At 48.8% G+C, this 17,946-nt stretch carries 16 protein-coding genes and 1 pseudogene; 10 read left to right on the forward strand and 7 right to left on the reverse strand.

What is annotated here, in order from left to right; translation table 11 throughout:
* Window positions 1-91 precede the first annotated feature (91 nt).
* Window positions 92-1,077 (forward strand): annotated as a pseudogene (msrAB, locus tag A2F46_RS05500) (bifunctional peptide-methionine (S)-S-oxide reductase MsrA/peptide-methionine (R)-S-oxide reductase MsrB); the annotation flags it as partial.
* Window positions 1,078-1,208: 131 nt separating this feature from the next.
* Here msrAB and A2F46_RS05505 read toward each other — a convergent pair.
* Window positions 1,209-1,724 carry a CoA pyrophosphatase gene (locus A2F46_RS05505; protein ID WP_066567726.1) on the reverse strand — a complete coding sequence of 172 codons (516 nt, stop codon included), beginning with the start codon at window positions 1,722-1,724 and terminating at the stop codon, window positions 1,209-1,211.
* Window positions 1,725-1,934: 210 nt separating this feature from the next.
* Here A2F46_RS05505 and A2F46_RS05510 point away from each other — a divergent pair, with 210 nt between their 5' ends.
* Window positions 1,935-3,116: an acetyl-CoA C-acetyltransferase gene (locus A2F46_RS05510; protein ID WP_066567728.1), complete on the forward strand. Its 1,182-nt coding sequence runs from the start codon at window positions 1,935-1,937 to the stop codon at window positions 3,114-3,116.
* Window positions 3,117-3,265: 149 nt separating this feature from the next.
* Window positions 3,266-3,550: a hypothetical protein gene (locus tag A2F46_RS05515; protein ID WP_066567730.1), complete on the forward strand. Its 285-nt coding sequence runs from the start codon at window positions 3,266-3,268 to the stop codon at window positions 3,548-3,550.
* A 91-nt stretch (window positions 3,551-3,641) separates the two neighbouring features.
* Here the strand turns inward: A2F46_RS05515 and hemN are convergent, their stop codons facing one another.
* The gene (hemN, locus tag A2F46_RS05520; RefSeq protein ID WP_066567732.1) at window positions 3,642-5,027 is read right to left on the reverse strand and encodes an oxygen-independent coproporphyrinogen III oxidase; all 1,386 of its coding nucleotides are present in this window, start codon (window positions 5,025-5,027) and stop codon (window positions 3,642-3,644) included.
* Window positions 5,028-5,290: 263 nt separating this feature from the next.
* On the opposite strand from hemN, the gene fnr reads away from it, so the two are divergent.
* The gene (gene fnr, locus A2F46_RS05525) at window positions 5,291-6,028 is read left to right on the forward strand and encodes a fumarate/nitrate reduction transcriptional regulator Fnr (RefSeq protein ID WP_066567735.1); all 738 of its coding nucleotides are present in this window, start codon (window positions 5,291-5,293) and stop codon (window positions 6,026-6,028) included.
* Window positions 6,029-6,082: 54 nt separating this feature from the next.
* Here the strand turns inward: fnr and A2F46_RS05530 are convergent, their stop codons facing one another.
* The 5 genes from A2F46_RS05530 to A2F46_RS05550 form a co-directional block, all read right to left on the reverse strand.
* A complete protein-coding gene (locus A2F46_RS05530; protein ID WP_156471568.1) occupies window positions 6,083-6,907 on the reverse strand; it encodes a hypothetical protein in 825 nt (274 codons plus the stop codon).
* A gap of 53 nt (window positions 6,908-6,960) precedes the next feature.
* Window positions 6,961-8,274, reverse strand: coding sequence for an FAD-binding oxidoreductase (locus tag A2F46_RS05535; RefSeq protein ID WP_066567739.1), 1,314 nt, complete (start codon window positions 8,272-8,274; stop codon window positions 6,961-6,963).
* A 124-nt stretch (window positions 8,275-8,398) separates the two neighbouring features.
* Complete coding sequence (locus A2F46_RS05540; protein WP_066567748.1) at window positions 8,399-9,286, reverse strand: ABC transporter permease subunit; 888 nt, start codon at window positions 9,284-9,286, stop codon at window positions 8,399-8,401.
* On the reverse strand, window positions 9,279-10,244 hold the full coding sequence (locus tag A2F46_RS05545) for an ABC transporter permease subunit (protein ID WP_066567749.1): 966 nt from the start codon (window positions 10,242-10,244) through the stop codon (window positions 9,279-9,281). The genes A2F46_RS05540 and A2F46_RS05545 overlap by 8 nt, the downstream gene beginning before the upstream one ends.
* 14 nt (window positions 10,245-10,258) lie before the next feature.
* Window positions 10,259-11,395 carry an ABC transporter ATP-binding protein gene (locus A2F46_RS05550; protein WP_066567751.1) on the reverse strand — a complete coding sequence of 379 codons (1,137 nt, stop codon included), beginning with the start codon at window positions 11,393-11,395 and terminating at the stop codon, window positions 10,259-10,261.
* Between the two features lie 305 nt (window positions 11,396-11,700).
* Here A2F46_RS05550 and A2F46_RS05555 point away from each other — a divergent pair, with 305 nt between their 5' ends.
* The 6 genes from A2F46_RS05555 (at window position 11,701) to rep (ending at window position 17,919) form a co-directional block, all read left to right on the forward strand.
* Window positions 11,701-12,057 carry a general secretion pathway protein GspG gene (locus A2F46_RS05555; protein ID WP_066567753.1) on the forward strand — a complete coding sequence of 119 codons (357 nt, stop codon included), beginning with the start codon at window positions 11,701-11,703 and terminating at the stop codon, window positions 12,055-12,057.
* 35 nt (window positions 12,058-12,092) lie between these two features.
* The gene (gene coaBC / locus A2F46_RS05560; RefSeq protein ID WP_066567755.1) at window positions 12,093-13,274 is read left to right on the forward strand and encodes a bifunctional phosphopantothenoylcysteine decarboxylase/phosphopantothenate--cysteine ligase CoaBC; all 1,182 of its coding nucleotides are present in this window, start codon (window positions 12,093-12,095) and stop codon (window positions 13,272-13,274) included.
* A 102-nt stretch (window positions 13,275-13,376) separates the two neighbouring features.
* Complete coding sequence (dut, locus tag A2F46_RS05565) at window positions 13,377-13,844, forward strand: dUTP diphosphatase (RefSeq protein ID WP_066567757.1); 468 nt, start codon at window positions 13,377-13,379, stop codon at window positions 13,842-13,844.
* Window positions 13,845-13,899: 55 nt separating this feature from the next.
* Window positions 13,900-14,559: a uracil-DNA glycosylase gene (gene ung / locus A2F46_RS05570; protein ID WP_066567759.1), complete on the forward strand. Its 660-nt coding sequence runs from the start codon at window positions 13,900-13,902 to the stop codon at window positions 14,557-14,559.
* A gap of 201 nt (window positions 14,560-14,760) precedes the next feature.
* The gene (locus tag A2F46_RS05575; protein ID WP_066567762.1) at window positions 14,761-15,825 is read left to right on the forward strand and encodes a metal-dependent hydrolase; all 1,065 of its coding nucleotides are present in this window, start codon (window positions 14,761-14,763) and stop codon (window positions 15,823-15,825) included.
* Window positions 15,826-15,927: 102 nt separating this feature from the next.
* Window positions 15,928-17,919: a DNA helicase Rep gene (gene rep / locus A2F46_RS05580; RefSeq protein WP_066567763.1), complete on the forward strand. Its 1,992-nt coding sequence runs from the start codon at window positions 15,928-15,930 to the stop codon at window positions 17,917-17,919.
* The last annotated feature ends 27 nt before the right edge of the window (window positions 17,920-17,946 follow it).

The following is a 17,946-nucleotide window of genomic DNA, read 5'->3' on the forward strand; positions in this document are numbered from 1 at the left end:
AATCGGCTGCTTTGCCGGCGTCATGCGTATGTGTTTTGCGCCATCGGCGCAGTGGGTGATAGCATGAGCGCCAACCATGCACAGGAATCATATCATGCAAGAAAAAGTAATTTATTTGGCCGGTGGCTGTTTTTGGGGTTTGCAGGCTTATTTTCAGCGAATTCGCGGCGTATTGACCACCGAATGTGGGTATGCCAATGGGCATACGACGCATCCTCGGTATGAGGATGTGTGCCATCACCATACGGGGCATGCTGAAACCGTGAAGGTTGTCTATGACGCTGATGTCATTGGCCTAACAGAAATATTGCGTTATTTTTTGCGTGTAGTTGATCCAGTTAGCGTAAACCGTCAAGGCAATGATGTGGGTACGCAATATCGCAGTGGTGTGTATTACACGGATATCGCTGATGAGATGCTGATCCGAGCGATTTTAACAGCGGAACAAAAGCACCACAAACTGCCTATTGCCGTGGAAAACCAGCCTTTGCAGCAGTTTTATCCGGCAGAAACGGAGCACCAGGATTATTTAATCAAGCACCCTGAGGGTTATTGTCACATCGGTTTGCGACAGGCTGATGTACCGTTGCCAGTAGAGCATGAAGTTTCTGAAGCGTCATCGGGCTTTGATGTGCAGCAATTTCACAAGCCTGCCGACGCGCAGTTGCGCCAACAACTCAGCGAGGAACAATACCGCATTACCCAACAGGCTGGCACCGAATATCCATTCAGCCATGATTATGATCATCTTTTTGCACCTGGCTCTATGTCGATGTGGTCAGCGGCGAGCCGTTATTTAGTTCGCGAGACAAGTTTGACTCTGGTTGTGGTTGGCCCAGCTTCAGTCAGCCTGTGGCTGTCGATGTCGTCCGCGCACATCGTGACAGCAGTCATGGTATGCAGCGAACCGAGGTGCGCAGCCGCTATGCTGATTCGCATTTGGGGCATGTATTTTCAGATGGACCGCGTGAGCGTGGTGGCTTGCGTTATTGCATTAATGGCGCAAGCTTGCGCTTTATCCCTTATGCAGAAATGGATGAAGCGGGGTATGGTGCTTATAAAAAATGGGTGAAATGATGTTTGGCGAGGTTGCGAGTGCACATTGAATGGCTATCGAGACCAGGCCGCGTAACTGAGTGCCATGTGCCGCAGCATGCTGGCTGTGGCACCCCAGATATGATGTTGAGCAAAGGGTAATTCATATACGGTCATGGCTTGATTGTGATATGACATGGTTTGAGCTCGGTAGCTTGGTGGTTCAATGCACAGGCCAAAGGGACAGCAAAAACATTATCCACCTCGGCAGGATTAGGCTGCCAAACCAAGCCTTCTTTTTGAATCGCCACCACGGGGCTCACCACAAAACCAGAAGGCACATAGCAATCAGGCAATTGGCCAATAATATCCCATTGATGGACTGAAGCGCCCAATTCTTCTTCGGTTTCACGCAAAGCAGTGGCCACGGAAGATGCATCCTGAGCATCGGCTTTGCCACCAGGGAAGGCCACTTGGCCCGTATGGTGGCGCAAGTGCTGGCTGCGCGTAGTTAACCATATTTGTGGTTGGCCGTGGTGCCAATCAAACGGCAACAACACTGCGGCTGCCTGAAAGCGTAGTGGAAGGGTTTGTACCAATCGAGCGCGTTCTGGTAAATCACCATCAACATGCCGGCAGGCATACAACAAAAAATCTCGAAAGTGATTTTGGTCTGTAAATAGTGGCATGAGCTCAAGGTCAATAACACAAACAAGCCATAAGAATAAACCAATTATGGTCTTTTGTTGCCTGAATCTTCACATTGGTTTCAATGGCGGTTGAAACAGCCAAAAAAGAACAAATCGGTTACACTCTAATCGACTAATGCAATGGCGTAGTCGTTGCCTAATCTGGCCATCGCAAACAATGTCAACCAACACAATACAAAGGAGAACAACATGACAGAAGTGGTGATTGTAGCGGCGAAGCGCACTGCTATCGGTAATTTTGGTGGTGGTCTGTCTCAGGTAGCAGCGCCTGATTTGGGCAAAGTTGTGATTGAAGCGGTGCTCAATGAAACTGGTGTTCACCCCAGCGAAATTAGCGAAGTGATTCTGGGCCAAGTATTAACAGCGGGGGTAGGGCAAAATCCAGCTCGGCAGGCGGCACTAAAAGCGGGATTACCCGTTTCTGTACCATGTTCAACCATCAATGTGGTGTGTGGCTCTGGCTTGAAAGCAGTGCATTTGGCTGCGCAGGCAATTCAATGTGGCGATGCTGAAGTGGTGGTGGCTGGTGGGCAAGAGTCCATGTCTAATGCTCCGTATTTGTTGCCAGGAGCCCGTACTGGTTTGCGCATGGGCGATGGAAAAGTGATTGACAGCATGATTTTTGACGGCCTCACTGATGCTTATCATGCTTATCATATGGGCATCACGGCCGAAAACATTGCCGATCAATATCAAATTTCACGGGCACAGCAAGATCAGCTGGCTTTGCGCTCGCAACAACGTGCCGAGGCCGCGCAGGCAGCGGGTTACTTTAAGGAAGAAATTATTGGTGTCGCCATCCCACAGCGCAAAGGTGATCCTGTCGTGTTTGATACCGATGAATTCATTAAAAAAGGGGCTACGATGGAGAGCGTGGGTAAGCCACGCCCAGCCTTTAAAAAAGACGGTACGGTAACAGCGGCCAATGCTTCCGGCATCAATGATGGTGCTGCGGTGGTGTTGGTGATGTCGGCGGAAAAAGCCAAGTCTTTGGGTTTGACGCCCATGGCAGTGGTGCGTGGGTATGCCAGCACAGGGGTGGAGCCGGCAATAATGGGTATGGGTCCGGTGAGTGCGGTTCAAAAAACCTTAGAAAAAGCAGGCTGGCACTTGGAAGAAGTGGATGTCATTGAAGCCAATGAGGCTTTTGCGGCTCAAGCTTTGGGGGTGGCTGGCGCGCTTAAATTGGATATGAATAAAGTAAACATCAATGGTGGTGCTATTGCGCTTGGCCATCCTATTGGTGCTTCTGGGTGCCGTATTTTGGTGACTTTGCTGCATGAGATGCAGCGAAGCGGCAAACAAAAAGGCCTGGCTACTTTGTGTGTGGGGGGCGGCATGGGGGTGGCATTGGCAGTCGAACGGGTGTAAGAATCTAGGTGTTTTTGAACGCCCATATAAGAACCGAGCATTTTGCTCGGTTTTTGTTTTTTTGGATTAAAACAAGTAAACCGATGAACCTAAGCCCTAGCTGTTGTCAAAACTAATTCTTTTAAAAAGTGAATGCTTAGGAGTGATGAATGAACCATAAACTATTGGGTATCGGTTTGATTGTGGCTGTGATGGGTACAGCAATGGCGGCACCTGGGAGTGCACATCAGCACAAACACAAAGCGGCACAAGCACAATCAACTCCTGAAGTTCAAACTGCATCAGATGCTCTAGAAAATGCAGTGCCTGCTGCCACCGTAACCTCAGAAGGCAGCGGTGATGCGATTCAAAGTGAAGTAATCAGCCGCGTACCTACGGCGACGCCAGAGGCTTCAACGCCCGCTGCGGATGACGCTGCATCTGCGCCTAGATAAAAACAGCGCATGTTGTGATCCCATTCAGTAGAGATGCAAAATATTCAGGCAGCCTTGAGGTTGCCTGAATCATCTGATAATAACCCGATAATTAAACGGTTTGCGAGTATTTAGCTTGAGTGTGCTGATGGCGTAAGTGGGCATCGAAAGCCATGGCAATATTGCGAATCAGGAAACGGCCTTTGGGGCTAACAACCAGCTTATGTCCTTGCAACGTCAGTAAACCTCGGCTTGCCATCTGTTGTAAATCCGCTAACTCCGCGGCAAAATAATCGGCCGTTGCAATATTGATGCGGTGTTGATAATCATCCAGATTGACGGCAAATCGACACATTAAATCTTGGATGATGTCACGTCTGAGAAGGTCATCTTCATTCAACTCATAGCCGCGCATGACAGGCAAATGATTGTTGTCCAAGGCCTCATAGTAGGCATCTAAATTCTTTTCATTTTGGCTGTACACACGTCCAATCTTGCTGATACTGGAAACCCCAATGGCAACCAGGTCGCAGTCGGCATGGGTTGAATAACCCTGAAAATTGCGTTGTAGCCGTCCTTGTTGTAATGCTTGTGCCAGTTCATCTTGAGGCTTGGCAAAATGGTCCATGCCAATAAACACATAGCCTTGATCCAATAAATGTTGAACCGTGTCTTGTAAAATATCCAGCTTGGTCACGCTGTCGGGCACAGCCTCAGTATCAATGCGGCGCTGCGGTTTGAATAAATGGGGCAGGTGCGCATAGTGGTAGACGGCGAGACGATCTGGGTGGAGTGCCAAAACTTTGTTCAAGGTAGTGTGCATGCTCGCCATCGTTTGATGAGGAAGGCCGTAGATTAAGTCCACACTAACCGACTTGAAACCAGCTTCACGGGCTGCGTCGATGACTATGCTTGTTTCTGCTTCACTTTGCACACGGTTGACTGCTTTTTGTACTTTAGCATCAAAATCTTGTATGCCAACACTCATGCGGTTCAAGCCGAGTTTGCCTAAGGTTAGGATGCGTTCACGGCTAACCTTGCGGGGGTCAATTTCGATCGAATATTCCCCATCCTCGGATAAGGTGAAATGAGCACGGATACTGTCGAACACCCGTGTTAATTGTGCATCACTAAGAAATGTTGGGGTGCCACCACCAAAGTGTAACTGAGCCAACAGGGGTTTCCCTGTCCAGTTGGCGGCCACCAAATCCAGTTCTTTGTCTAAGTAGTCTAGATAGCGGTCGGCGCGGCTATGGTCTTTGGTGATGACCTTATTGCAGCCGCAGTAATAGCAAATGGTGTTACAAAAAGGAACATGTACATACAAAGACAAAGGCGTTTGCCCGCCATGATGTTGTATGGCTGCCTGAAAATTGGCCGGGCCAAATTCGGAGTAAAAACGGTCAGCTGTCGGATAAGAGGTGTAGCGTGGGCCGAATGCAGGAAGCGAAGCAATGAGTTGGCGGTCGAAATCGATATTAAAATGAGGATGATTCATGGTGTGACCGTGTGTGTAGACCCAAGGTCGGCCAAATGGCTATTGTAATCATCTGTTCAGCCGCCAAACTATGTTAAACTTGGCTTTCTTTGATTATAATCAAAAAATGAAAACAACAACGATTCGACCATGCCATTTATGGTCAAGGGGTTTTCAATTGGTTTTATAGCATCAGTATGGCGCTTATGCGCGAAATTGGTGTTGATGTGTATCAATGACACGGCACATGATGCATTTAATAACAGATAACGTGTAAGCACACCATGATTAAACTTTTCAAACAAGGTGAGACTGTGCAAAAGTTGTGCAGTAATTGCTCACTACAGGCTTTGTGTATGCCAGTGGGCCTCAATGGCAATGAAATGGCGCAATTGGATGCGGTTATCCGTCAAAGCCGCCGTTTGAAAAAAGGGGAATATTTGTTCCGCGCAGGTGAAGCGTTTACGTCTTTATTCGCCGTACGCACTGGTTTTTTTAAAACCACTGTAATGAGCCAAGATGGCCGTGATCAGGTGACGGGTTTTTTCATGTCTGGTGAATTACTGGGCATGGATGGCATTTGCAGCCATACCCACAGCTGTCATGGCATTGCCCTAGAAGACAGTGAGGTGTGTGAATTGCCATTTGGTAATTTGGAAGAAGCGGGAGAGCGCTTTCCCTCATTACAAACCCATTTTTATAAATTAATGAGCCAAGAGATCGTACGTGATCAAGGCATTATGCTGATGTTGGGCAATATGCGTGCTGAGGAACGATTGGCTGCTTTTTTGATCAATTTATCTCAACGATTGAATCAGCGAGGATTCGCAGCCAATGATTTTATTCTACGCATGTCGCGTGAAGAAATAGGCAGTTATTTAGGCCTTAAACTGGAAACAGTGAGTCGAACTTTATCAAAATTCCAGCAAGAAGGTTGGATTAAGGTTGACCATAAACACATTCAGCTTTTGGATCCCGAGGCTCTCAAAACCTTGATTGCCAATTGTTCTCAGGCTTTGTGATTATTCAAGCAAAAAATAGCGATGCGCATGACTGGGTTATCGCTATTTTCTATTTTAACCAAATCTCGCCATGGCACTCAGGCGCAACGTATCTTTCCCCATCCAGGGGGCATTGAAATGCTTGAGTAAGCGTAATTTGCGCATCACTTGTTGTACTGCTAGGCGGACGTCAGCAGGAACCTTATCCAAGGTTTGCATCCACAGCGCATGTGCTTCGGTTTTGACGCCGGCACTTTCCATGATATTGGCGCCCGATTGCAGGTAACTGAGCCAGTCACGAGCATGGCACAACGGTAACGACAGCAAGGTTCCTGGGTCATCTTCAAAGTCAATAAAGCCAATTGTGGTGTCATTGACATACATCATGTTACGGGCAAAGGCTTGGCTCAAGTATTGTTTTTTGGCGTGTACGTCAGCGATGGCATTCAAACCCAATTGCCATGCCTGTAATAACTCCGACGGGGTTTGGCCCACTTTGCGCCAGTGTTTGAGTAAATTTCGTTTCCCCAAAGAACGAGTCATTAAAGCATTATTCTGCTCAGCTAAAATTGTGGGGACCAAAACGCCGGCGTTATGTAGTTCGCGAATGCGTTTGATCTCTGTGGCAATCATGGCCACGCCGCCAGGGTTGGGTATGGGCGTAAGTGGCTTTAAGCCCGACATTTCGGATACCAAATGCATCAGCCGATAGCGCCACAAGGCATTGGTCGGCCCAGCCTTGCGTATCCATATTTTTTCTTGATTCGGTAGAATATGTGAGGCAATGGTTTGCTGTTGTTGTGCAGCGAGGAAGCTTAACTGTTGCTGGTATTCTTCTGGTGTGAGTGACATGGGCATGAATAACGGAGTAACGATAATCGAGCAAAGCCAGCGCGTCATGGGCTTGCTGCTCAAAAAGTGGAGTATAAACGGCAAATGAGGTTTATGGCGATCTAAGGCAATAAATCTTTAAGCCGATAATAACCCACGCCCAACCACTGGCTAGGCAAACGCAGATAAGGCCCGCCTGGGAAATTGCGGTGATGGAGCAGCTCAAAAACGCGTAAGCGGCTATCGTCTCCCAAAATGGCCTCTGCCGTGACCAGGCCACCCAGTCCAGTGGCAGCAACGCCGTGGCCAGAAAAGCCCTGCATAAAATATAAATTGGGTGCCAATCGACCAAAGTGGGGTGCTCGGTTCATGGTAATGTCCACATCACCGCCCCAAGCAAAATCTATTTTGGCCTCAGTCAGTTGTGGAAAAACTTTAAGCATGTCTCGGCGCATGCCGGCAATCAATTGTTCTTGGGTGGGCTCGCGTCCCGCATAGTTGACCTTACCACCAAAAAGAAGCCGGCCATCACCGCTTAAGCGGTAGTAATCCAGAACAAAGCGGGTATCGCATACTGCCATATTATTGCGTATCAGTGCTTGCGCCTGCTCACCCAACGGCTCAGTGGCAATGATGTAGGTGCCTACCGGCAAAATTTTGGCCTGTAATGGCCGCAACAGCGCAGGTTTCAGACTTTGGGTAAATGCATTGACGGCCACCACCACATTTTGCGCATCAATATAGCCTTGAGGCGTGAACACGCGGTAACCGCCTTGGTGTGGCAGGATATCGTGCATGGGGGTGTGCTCGTATAAGGTGGCGCCAGCAGCTTGTGCTGCTCGACTTAAGCCCAGCAAATAGTTGAGTGGGTGGATATGCCCAGAGTCATGATCAAACAGTGCGCCTACATAACGATCACTGGACAACGCTTGTTGTAATTGTGCTTGGTCCCACAGCTGGTAGCCGTCATAACCATAAATAGCCCGTGCTTCTTGTTGCCATTCTTGCAGCTCTTTTAGGTGGCGGGGTCTAACAGCCGCATGGGCATAGCCACGTTGCCAGTCGCAGTTAATGCCATATTGATGCACTTGCGCGTCAATTAGCTCAACAGCTTCTACACTCCAATTCCACAAGGATTGGGCTGCCTGAATGCCGATATCATGAGCAATGGCACTCATTTCTGCGGCCCAGCCATAGATAACTTGGCCGCCATTACGTCCAGATGCACCATAGCCGATGCGTGCTGCCTCAATCAGCGCGACACTTTTTCCTGCCTTTGCCAGTGGTAGTGCGGTGCCTACGCCAGCTAAGCCACCACCAATGACGCAAGTGTCTACTTTGGTGTTGCCGCTGAGGGCGGGATAGGTGGTGGTGTCATTACGGGTGGCTGAATAGTAAGACGCTACGTGCTCTTGAAAATCAGGGTTAGGTAACATGGGCAGGCCTTTGGTTTTTCAGGCAGCCGCACGTAATGGCTGTTGCATTAATAGCTGGTGTGCGGCACGCCAAGAGGGGTGGTCAACACCGGTAAGCAGGAAAGTTGCCTGCTACCGGTGCAGATTAGGCGCGTGGGCTGTTGGTTGTGGTGCTATTACTGCGATAGGCTTCAGCCATTTCGCGTTCGCGTTTGGTGGTTTGTCGCATCATTAGGTAGTTGATGGCAATCACCAACGAGCCTACCAAAGCAATGATGATGGTGGCCAATACATTCATTTGAGGATCCAAGCCCAGTTTGATTTTTGAGAAAATCACCATCGGTAAGGTAGAGGAGCCGGGGCCAGATAAGAATGACGTGATGACCAAATCATCTAGTGACAAGGTAATCGACAACAAAAAGCCAGACGCTATGGCCGGTGCGATAAGCGGCAATGTGATCAGGAAAAATATCTTCAGTGGTTTGGCGCCTAAGTCTTTGGCAGCCTCTTCCAACGATTGATCCAATTCTGAGAGTCGAGAGCGAATTACCACCGTAACATAAGCCATGCACAGTGTGGTGTGGCCCAACCAAATGGTGAAGAAGCCTCGGTCAAAATACAAAAAATGAAGCACGCTATTTTGCAACAACATTTGTACTTGGATAATCAATAATAGCATGGACAGGCCGGTAATCACATCCGGCATTACCATGGGCGCGGATACCATGCCAGCAAACAATGAGCTGCCTTTGAAGCGTTTGATGCGGGCCAGCGCATACCCTGCCATAACCCCCAAAACAACTGCGGCGGCGGCTGAGCATAATGCGATACGGATGGATAGCCAGGCGGCTTCCAAAATCACCTCATTTTGCATCAGTTGACCATACCATTTGGTAGAGAAACCACCCCATACAGTGACCAGCCGAGAATCATTGAATGAATACACCACCAAAATCACCAGCGGGATATACAGGAAAGCCAGTCCCAAAAACAGCATGGTTCTTAAGAACCAAGACATTTTTTGTTTATGCATGGTTGCTGCCTCCAATTTCGCGGTTTTCGTAGCGGTGGAAAAAGGCGATGGGAATCACCAGCAACAGCACCATGATAACGGCGACTGCCGATGCCAGTGGCCAGTTATTCTGGTCAAAGAATGCTTGCCACAAGACTTTACCAATCATCAGGTTTTCAGGCCCACCCACTAACTCTGGAATCACAAATTCACCCACTGCGGGAATGAAGACCAGCATAGAACCAGCAATAATGCCTGCTTTGGAGAGCGGTAAAGTGATGGTTAAAAATGCTTTAATCGGACCTGCGCCCAAATCTGCCGCTGCTTCAAGCAAGCGCCCATCCATTTTGACCAGTTGCGTGTACAACGGCAAAATCATAAACGGGAGATAGGCATAAACCATTACCAAATTCAGCGAAAACGTATTGTAAAACATGTCTAATGGCTGATTAATGACACCCCATTTGAGCAAGTAATTGTTGATGATGCCGTTTTTTCCCAGCAAGCTCATCCACGCATAGACACGCAGCAGAAATGAGGTCCAGAAGGGCAGCATAATGGCCAAAAGCAAACCATTACGCATGCTTTCTGGTGCGCGAGAAATGGCATAAGCAATGGGGTATCCGAGCAACAAACAAATGACTGTGGTGGTGAATGCTGTTTTAATCGACAACCAATAAGTGAGCAAATAGATATTGTCACCGCGGTTACCTGTGAGCATTTGCCCGAGAGAATGCCAAAAATCATTGGCAATGTCGGCATAGTTTTGATAGCTCAGTAATATGTTTAGGCGGCCCATATCGCCATCTACTGTGTAGAGTGGGGAAAAAGGCGGGATAGAAACATCTTGTTCTGCAAAACTGATTTTGAGGACGATAATAAACGGCACCAAAAAAAGTACGAGCAGCCACACATAAGGTATGCCAATGACCAGTCCTTGCGTTGGCCGGATATTTTTCAGGCGGTTGAGCCAATTCATAACACAGCTCCCTATTAGCGGGTGAGGGGTGAGGCCTGATTTTCGGGCCAGCTGATGTACACGGATTCATCCCAAGTAGGCTGGGCAATGTTATTGAGTTCCCAGTAGGAAGACAGTACTTGGCTTTTGATGATTCTGCCTGAGGGTAGACGGATATGGAAAATACCAAAACTGCCTAAGTAGGCAATTTCTTTAACCACGCCTTGTGCCCAATTGTATTCGCCTAAATTGACCGGTTTGTCTTGGTGGATATTGATGTCTTCAGGGCGGATTGAGAGCCAAATTTGCTGATCGTCCGGTCCAGTTATGCCATGGCCCAAATACACAGGCTGCTGCAAGTCAGGGCATTGGATTACCACGTGATCGGGGTCGTCTTCCACCACTTTGCCGGGAATGATGTTGGTTTCACCCATGAACTCAGCAGTAAAGCGGCTATTCGGATAGTCATAGATGTCGCTGGGTGTGCCCACTTGTTTGAGTTGGCCTTCTGACATAATGGCTATACGGGTGGCCATGGTCATGGCTTCTTCTTGGTCATGGGTTACCATGATGCAAGTAGCACCTACTTGTTCTAAGGTATTGACCAATTCAAGTTGAGTTTGCTGGCGCAGTTTTTTATCCAACGCCCCTAAAGGTTCATCCAACAACAGCAATTTAGGGCGCTTGGCCAAGCTGCGTGCCAATGCCACCCGTTGCTGTTGTCCGCCAGAGAGTTGGTGAGGTTTGCGTTTGGCGTATTTGGTCATTTGAACCAAACGCAGCATTTCTTCAACGCGAGCGCCAATTTCGTCTTTATTCAGCTTGTCTTGTTTTAGGCCAAAAGCAATATTTTGTTCCACCGTCATATGGGGAAACAAGGCATAGCTTTGAAACATCATGTTGATGGGGCGGTCATAAGGTTGCAGGTGGGTGATGTCTTCGCCATCTAAGATGATGTGTCCTTGCGTAGGCGTTTCCATACCGGCCAACATGCGCAGTAAAGTTGATTTACCGCTGCCTGAGCTACCCAATAAAGCAAAAATTTCATGTTGCTTGATGGTGAGGTTGACATGGTCTACGGCATAGTTATCGCCATAGGTTTTGACGATGTCTTTGATTTGTAAATAAGGAGTGGTGCTGTCGGTTGCTTTTGGCGTTGCATTGTCGCTCATGGTTCCACGCTCCAGAGAATTCAATCTGATGTTGCCAATAACAAGGGTTAATCGAGGCTAATCCTTGTGCAGTGGGCATTTTAAGCAAGCGTATGACCTAGGGCAATGGGCTGTCAACACAAATTAACAAAATCCCTAACTTATTTTTGATTATTCTTATCTGAACAAAAATATGTTTATGATGCATTAATTTGAATGAGGAGGTCCTGCTGTGGTTCATGCATAGGGAGGTGGCAGTATCTGTGGCTGGCTGAAAAGCCATGCCTTGGTGTAGTATTTGGGGTTTGTGATTAAGGATAAATGTCATGCAAACTTTGCCGTATCAGCCTGAAGTGGCAATGCGCATGCAGGCCAATAGCCATGAAGCTATCGATGAAGGCGCACGGTTTTACCACACCACCAACGGCTATTGGGTGGCGTGGCACAATGGCATGGCTGCTGTATTGGCCGACGATACACCGCCGGATGTGCCGTGCGACTGGGTAGAAGGTGCTCATGATTTGGCCGAATTGGTTGAGTTGATTGAGAGCGGTGCTTATGCCGAGGTTGAAGAATTTGATGGCGATGATGAGGCTTGGCATGATGCTTTGGCTGATGCCGCTGCTGGTGGTGAACACGGTTGTGCTTGTGGTGATGGTGGTTGTCATCATCATGAGCATTGATGGTCAATTTCAGTCGTACTTTCAGGCAGCTTGATATGAGTAAACACATACTACTGGGCGTGAGTGGTGGCATCGCGGCCTATAAAAGCTGCGAGCTGGTTCGTTTGCTGGTGAAAGCCGGTCATGACGTCAGTGTCGTGATGACGGCGGCAGCCACTGAATTTGTATCGCCCACTACATTTCAAGCATTGAGTGGACATCCTGTGTTGTTGGACACACATGATGGTGTGCAGGGTAATGGCATGGCCCACATCAATTTGACACGGGCAGCGGATGTGATGCTGATTGCACCTGCAACCGCTAACACCTTGGCTAAGCTTGCTTATGGCTTCGCCGACAACCTACTCACCAACTTGGCGGCAGCGCGTGCGTGCCCATTGGCGGTAGCGCCTGCCATGAATGTGCAGATGTGGGCCAATCCGGCGAATCAACGCAATATAACGCAATTACAGCAGGACGGTGTGGCTGTGTTGGGTCCAGGCTATGGAGCCCAAGCCTGTGGTGAAGTCGGTGCTGGGCGGATGCTTGAAGCAGCCGATCTGGCTGATTTAGTGCCAGATTTGTGGACGCCCAAGCGCTTGGCTGGTAAGCGGGTATTGATTACGGCTGGTGCCACGTTTGAAGCCATTGATCCAGTGCGCGGCATCACCAATATTTCCAGTGGGCGTATGGGCTTGGCACTGGCGCGAGCTTGTCGCGCTGCTGGGGCGCGCGTGAACTTAATTTATGGGCAGGTGCAGGCAAGTATTCCACCTCATTTGGCACATGTGGAGCAGGCGGAAAGCGCTGAAGCCATGTATGCAGCGGTGCATCGGTTGGTGGCTGATCAGGATGTGTTTATCGCTGTGGCTGCGGTGGCTGACTATAAAGTGCACAATGTTAGCGAACACAAGATCAAAAAAGAGGACTCGGCATCGGTGCCTGTGATTGAATTGGTGGAGAATCCAGATATTTTGGCCTCAGTGACTGCGCTACCAAAACCGCCGTTTTGTGTGGGTTTTGCTGCTGAAAGTCATGATGTGCTGGCGTATGCACGGGTCAAGCGTGTGAAAAAAAAGGTGCCTTTGCTGGTGGCCAATTCGGTGGCGCAAGCCATGGGAAAACCCACTAATCAGGTGGTGCTGATTACCGCTGATGCTGAAATCGTGTTGCCTGAATTGAGTAAAGACGAAACGGCCATGGCCATTGTGGCGCAGTTGGCTGATATGCTGGGTTGATTCAAACAGTCTAAACTTTACGGTAGGCTTCCTGAATACTGGAAGTGGGTTCCGCCTGCTCATTTAATAATTTCTTTCTTTTCCATTGGATAATATTCAATCATGACTTCATCTGTTTCGCATCCTGAAGTGCAATTGCGCATCCTTAACCCCAAAGTGGCCGATTATTTGCCGCAGTATGCCACCGCCGGTTCCGCAGGGTTGGATTTGCGCGCCTGTTTGGATGAAGCGGTGACCCTGGCGCCAGGGTCGGTGTATTTGGTGCCGACAGGGCTGGCTATGTATTTGGCTAATCCTGCCTTGGCGGCGATGATTTTGCCGCGCTCGGGCTTGGGCCACAAAAACGGCATTGTGCTGGGTAATTTGGTGGGGTTGATTGATTCGGATTACCAGGGGGAGTTGAAAGTGTCTCTGTGGAATCGAGGTGTTGAACCTTTTGTGATTGAACCATTCGCCCGTGTGGCACAAATGGTGATTGTGCCAGTGGTTCAGGCAGCTTTTTGCGTGGTAGATGAATTTGTGCAGAGCGAACGGGGTGAAGGTGGTTTTGGTAGTACCGGTCACGCATAATATCGGTGGTGGATTTTCAGTCAGCTTAATTGAAGCGGTTGAATAGGAGTAGACGATGAGCACCTGGCATGACGCCATCGGTAGTGAAAAGCAGCAGCCTTATTTCCAGCATATTTTGAATAGTGTACGCACAGAGCGCGAGGCAGGTATATCTGTTTATCCTCCCGCGCACGATGTATTTAATGCATTTAAGGCCACCGAATTTGACCATGTTAATGTGGTGATTTTGGGCCAAGATCCATATCACGGTCCCAATCAGGCGCACGGGTTGTCATTCTCAGTGCGAGAAGGAGTGGCTATCCCGCCTTCATTGGTGAATATTTACAAGGAATTGGCCGATGATATTCCCGGCTTTCAGATGCCCCAACAGGGTTATTTACAGCACTGGGCTGAACAAGGCGTATTGCTGCTGAACACGGTGTTGACTGTGCGCGCTGGTGTGGCGCACTCACATGCAGAACTGGGCTGGGAAACCTTTACTGATCGTGTGATTGCAGCGCTGAATCAAGAGCGCGAGCATATTGTGTTTATGCTTTGGGGTAGCCACGCACAGAAAAAAGGGGCGATGATCGATCGGTGCAAACACTTGGTATTGACCGCGCCACATCCTTCGCCCTTGTCGGCGTATCGGGGTTTTTTTGGTTGCAAGCATTTTTCCCAAGCCAATGCTTATTTGGTGGCCCATGGTAAGACACCGATTGACTGGCAGGTGTGATGATTGGTGTTCATTCGTCGGTCTGGTGGTTGTTTAATGGGCGTCCATGTTCTGTTGTTTCAGGCAACCTGCAACAGCAACATTGATGATCAGGCTTATGCCGCCACACGGCAGGTTGCTGATGAAAATTCCAATACCAAAGTCATTCGCTGCCCAAAGTGGCTTGAGCCCGGGTGACTAATTTTAATCAACGAGACAAATATGGATTCACTAACGCAGATTGCCTTGGGTGCCACGGTGCAAGGCATCGGCTTGGGTCGCTATCAGGGCAGAAAATCACTGGCCTATGGCGCAATTTTGGCCACATTGCCTGATTTGGATGTGTTTATTCGATACACTGATCCAGTATCGCAAATGACGTTACACCGTGGATTCAGTCATTCATTGCTGGTGTTGCCCTTGCTGGCGCTGGTGTTGGCATGGGCCATCAAAAAGAAGTGGCCGAATACGCATTATTCGTTTGCGCGGCTGTATTGGACGCTCTGCTTTACCTTGATTACCCATCCTTTGCTGGATGCGTTTACTGTATATGGCACACAGCTATTTTGGCCGCTGGAGAAAATGATTGGCTTTTCGCCACAACAGTGGTCAGGGGTGTTTATCGTTGATCCTCTTTATACTGTTCCTTTGCTAATGGCGCTGTCTTTGGCTTTATGGGTTGGCCTGAATAAAAAGGCCATTCGTTGGCTGAGCATGGCGTTGGTTTGGAGTACGGTGTATTTGGCGTGGGGTACATATGGACAATATCATCACGAACAGCGTGTGCGGGCTTATTTAACCCAGCAAGGTATTCACGTTACCCGCATCATGGCAGTGCCTATGCCGCTCAATACACTGGTTTTCCGAGTGGTAGCGCAGACCAGTCAGAATGAATACATTGATGCAGTCAGTGGGTGGCTGGATACTGCGCCACCTGAATACATTATGGAGCCTTTAGGCCAGCAATGGGCTGCCATTTTGGCGGATAACGCCGATTACCAGCAACTCAACTGGTTTGCCGATGGCTGGCTGCGGGTGGATAAAATAGGCCACGCTTTGGTGGTCACTGATTTGCGCATGGGCGTGCCTGGGTATCATAATTTTCGTTTTGTATTGGCTCAGCAGCAACACGGAGCGTGGCGCAATATATTGCCGCAACGCTATGTGCAGCCTCAACATTTAAACACAGTGACAGGCCTGCAGCTGATTTGGCAACGCATGTGGTCGAATCAATTGCCTTTGCCATTGGCGCGTTGGGCGCAGGCAGAAGACCATCCCCAGCCTTAAATCCTGTCATGACGTCATGGTTTACTCAATCTTTTCAGGCAGCCTTGATGATCGTGGATTGAATAGCTATTTTAGGGATTGGGGTAAAGGAATAGAACCAGTATGAAACTCAACCCACCGCAACGTGAAGCCATTCATTATTTGGGCGGCCCACTTTTGGTATTGGCTGGTGCCGGAAGTGGTAAAACCCGAGTGATTACCGAGAAAATCGCTTATTTGATCACCGAAGCAGGCTATCCGTCGCACCACATCGCGGCCATCACCTTCACCAATAAGGCTGCTAAAGAAATGCAGGAGCGGGTAGCGCAATTGTTGAATAAGCAACAATTGCGTGGTTTGACGGTGTGCACCTTTCATGCTTTAGGCATGCGCATTTTGCGAGAGGAAGCAGACGCCGCTGGTTACAAAAGGCAGTTTTCCATTTTGGATGCCGCCGACGCGAACAAGATTGTGGCAGAGCTTTTGGGCAGCAGTGGTCGGGATGCAGTATTCAAAGCCCAACACCGCATTTCATTGTGGAAAAATGATTTAATTTCGCCAGAAACAGCGTTTCAGATAGCCGAAAATGAGTGGGAGCGCCAAATAGCAGTGCTCTATACCAACTATCAAGAAACGTTGATAAGCTATCAGGCGGTGGATTTTGATGATTTGATTCGCATTCCGACTGAGCTTCTGCGTCAGAATACTGCGCTCAGGCATAAGTGGCAGCTGCGTTTGCGCTACCTACTGGTGGATGAGTGCCAAGATACCAATACTTGCCAATATGCGTTGATGCGTTTATTGACGGGTGCGGAAGGGCTGTTTACGGCTGTGGGGGATGATGACCAGAGCATTTATGCGTGGCGGGGTGCCAACATGGAAAATCTACGCTTGTTGCAACAGGACTATCCCCAGCTAAAAATCATTAAGCTTGAGCAAAACTACCGCTCTAGTGCGCGTATTTTGCGGGTGGCTAATCAGGTTATTGCGCACAATCCCAAGTTGTTTCAAAAAACGCTGTGGAGCGAATATGGCTTGGGTGAGATGATCGATGCCATTGCGTGCAAAGATGAGCAGCATGAGGCTGATGTGGTGGTGGGTCGTATTGCACACCATAAGCTTATCGGTGGTGATGCGGTGCATTATCGCGATTTTGCTGTTTTGTATCGAGGTAATCATCAGGCGCGCGTTTTTGAGGAAGCGCTTCGAAGCCGGCGGATTCCATATAAATTATCGGGCGGTCAAAGTTTTTTTGATAAAGCTGAAATTAAAGATGTGTTGGCGTATGTGCGCTTATTGGCCAATGGAGATGACGACCCCGCTTTTTTGCGCGCCATCACTACACCCCGCCGCGGCATTGGACAGACCACTTTGGCTAAGCTCAATGATTTTGCCAAAATGCACCAATGTAGTTTGTTTCAGGCAGCCCAAAATGCAGCGGCGCTGGCATTGTTGTCGACTCAAAGTCGAGCTCAAGTGATGTTGTTTATGGCGTTGTTGTCAGATTATCGTCAGAAGGCAGAAAATGAAGATGCGGGTCATGTATTACAAAGCCTGCTCACAGACATCAACTATGAAAACCATTTGCTCACTTCGGAAGAAGGAAAGGCGGGTGAAATCAAATGGCGTAATGTGCAAGACTTGGCGCGATGGATTGCCAAAAAAGGCAAAGAAGATGCGAAAACCCTCATAGACGTTGCTCAAACGATCGCGCTCATGACTTTATTAGAAGGTAAAGGCGATGAGGAAATAGATGCAGTTAGCATGTCGACATTGCATGCCTCTAAGGGGTTGGAGTATCCCCATGTATTTTTGGTGGGTTGTGAAGAAGGGTTGTTTCCTCATGCAGACAGTGTAGAAGAAGGCAATGTTGAGGAAGAACGGCGGCTGATGTATGTGGGCATCACTCGGGCACAAAAAACACTAACACTAACGCATTGTCTCAAGCGCAAACGTGCCGGCGCTTGGCAGTTTTTGGAGCCCAGTCGTTTTATTGAGGAAATGCCAAATGAAGATGTGCGCATCTTGGGTCGAAAAAATAGTGAGCCAATTGTGAGCCAAGCTGAAGGTAAAAGTCGTTTGGCGGACATGATGGCGCTACTGGATAAGAAATAACCTTAGATTGCTGCCTTGCAGCCGGTG

Origin of the sequence: Snodgrassella sp. CFCC 13594, from assembly GCF_001590725.1 — a bacterium.
In the GTDB taxonomy this organism is placed as follows: domain Bacteria; phylum Pseudomonadota; class Gammaproteobacteria; order Burkholderiales; family Neisseriaceae; genus Snodgrassella.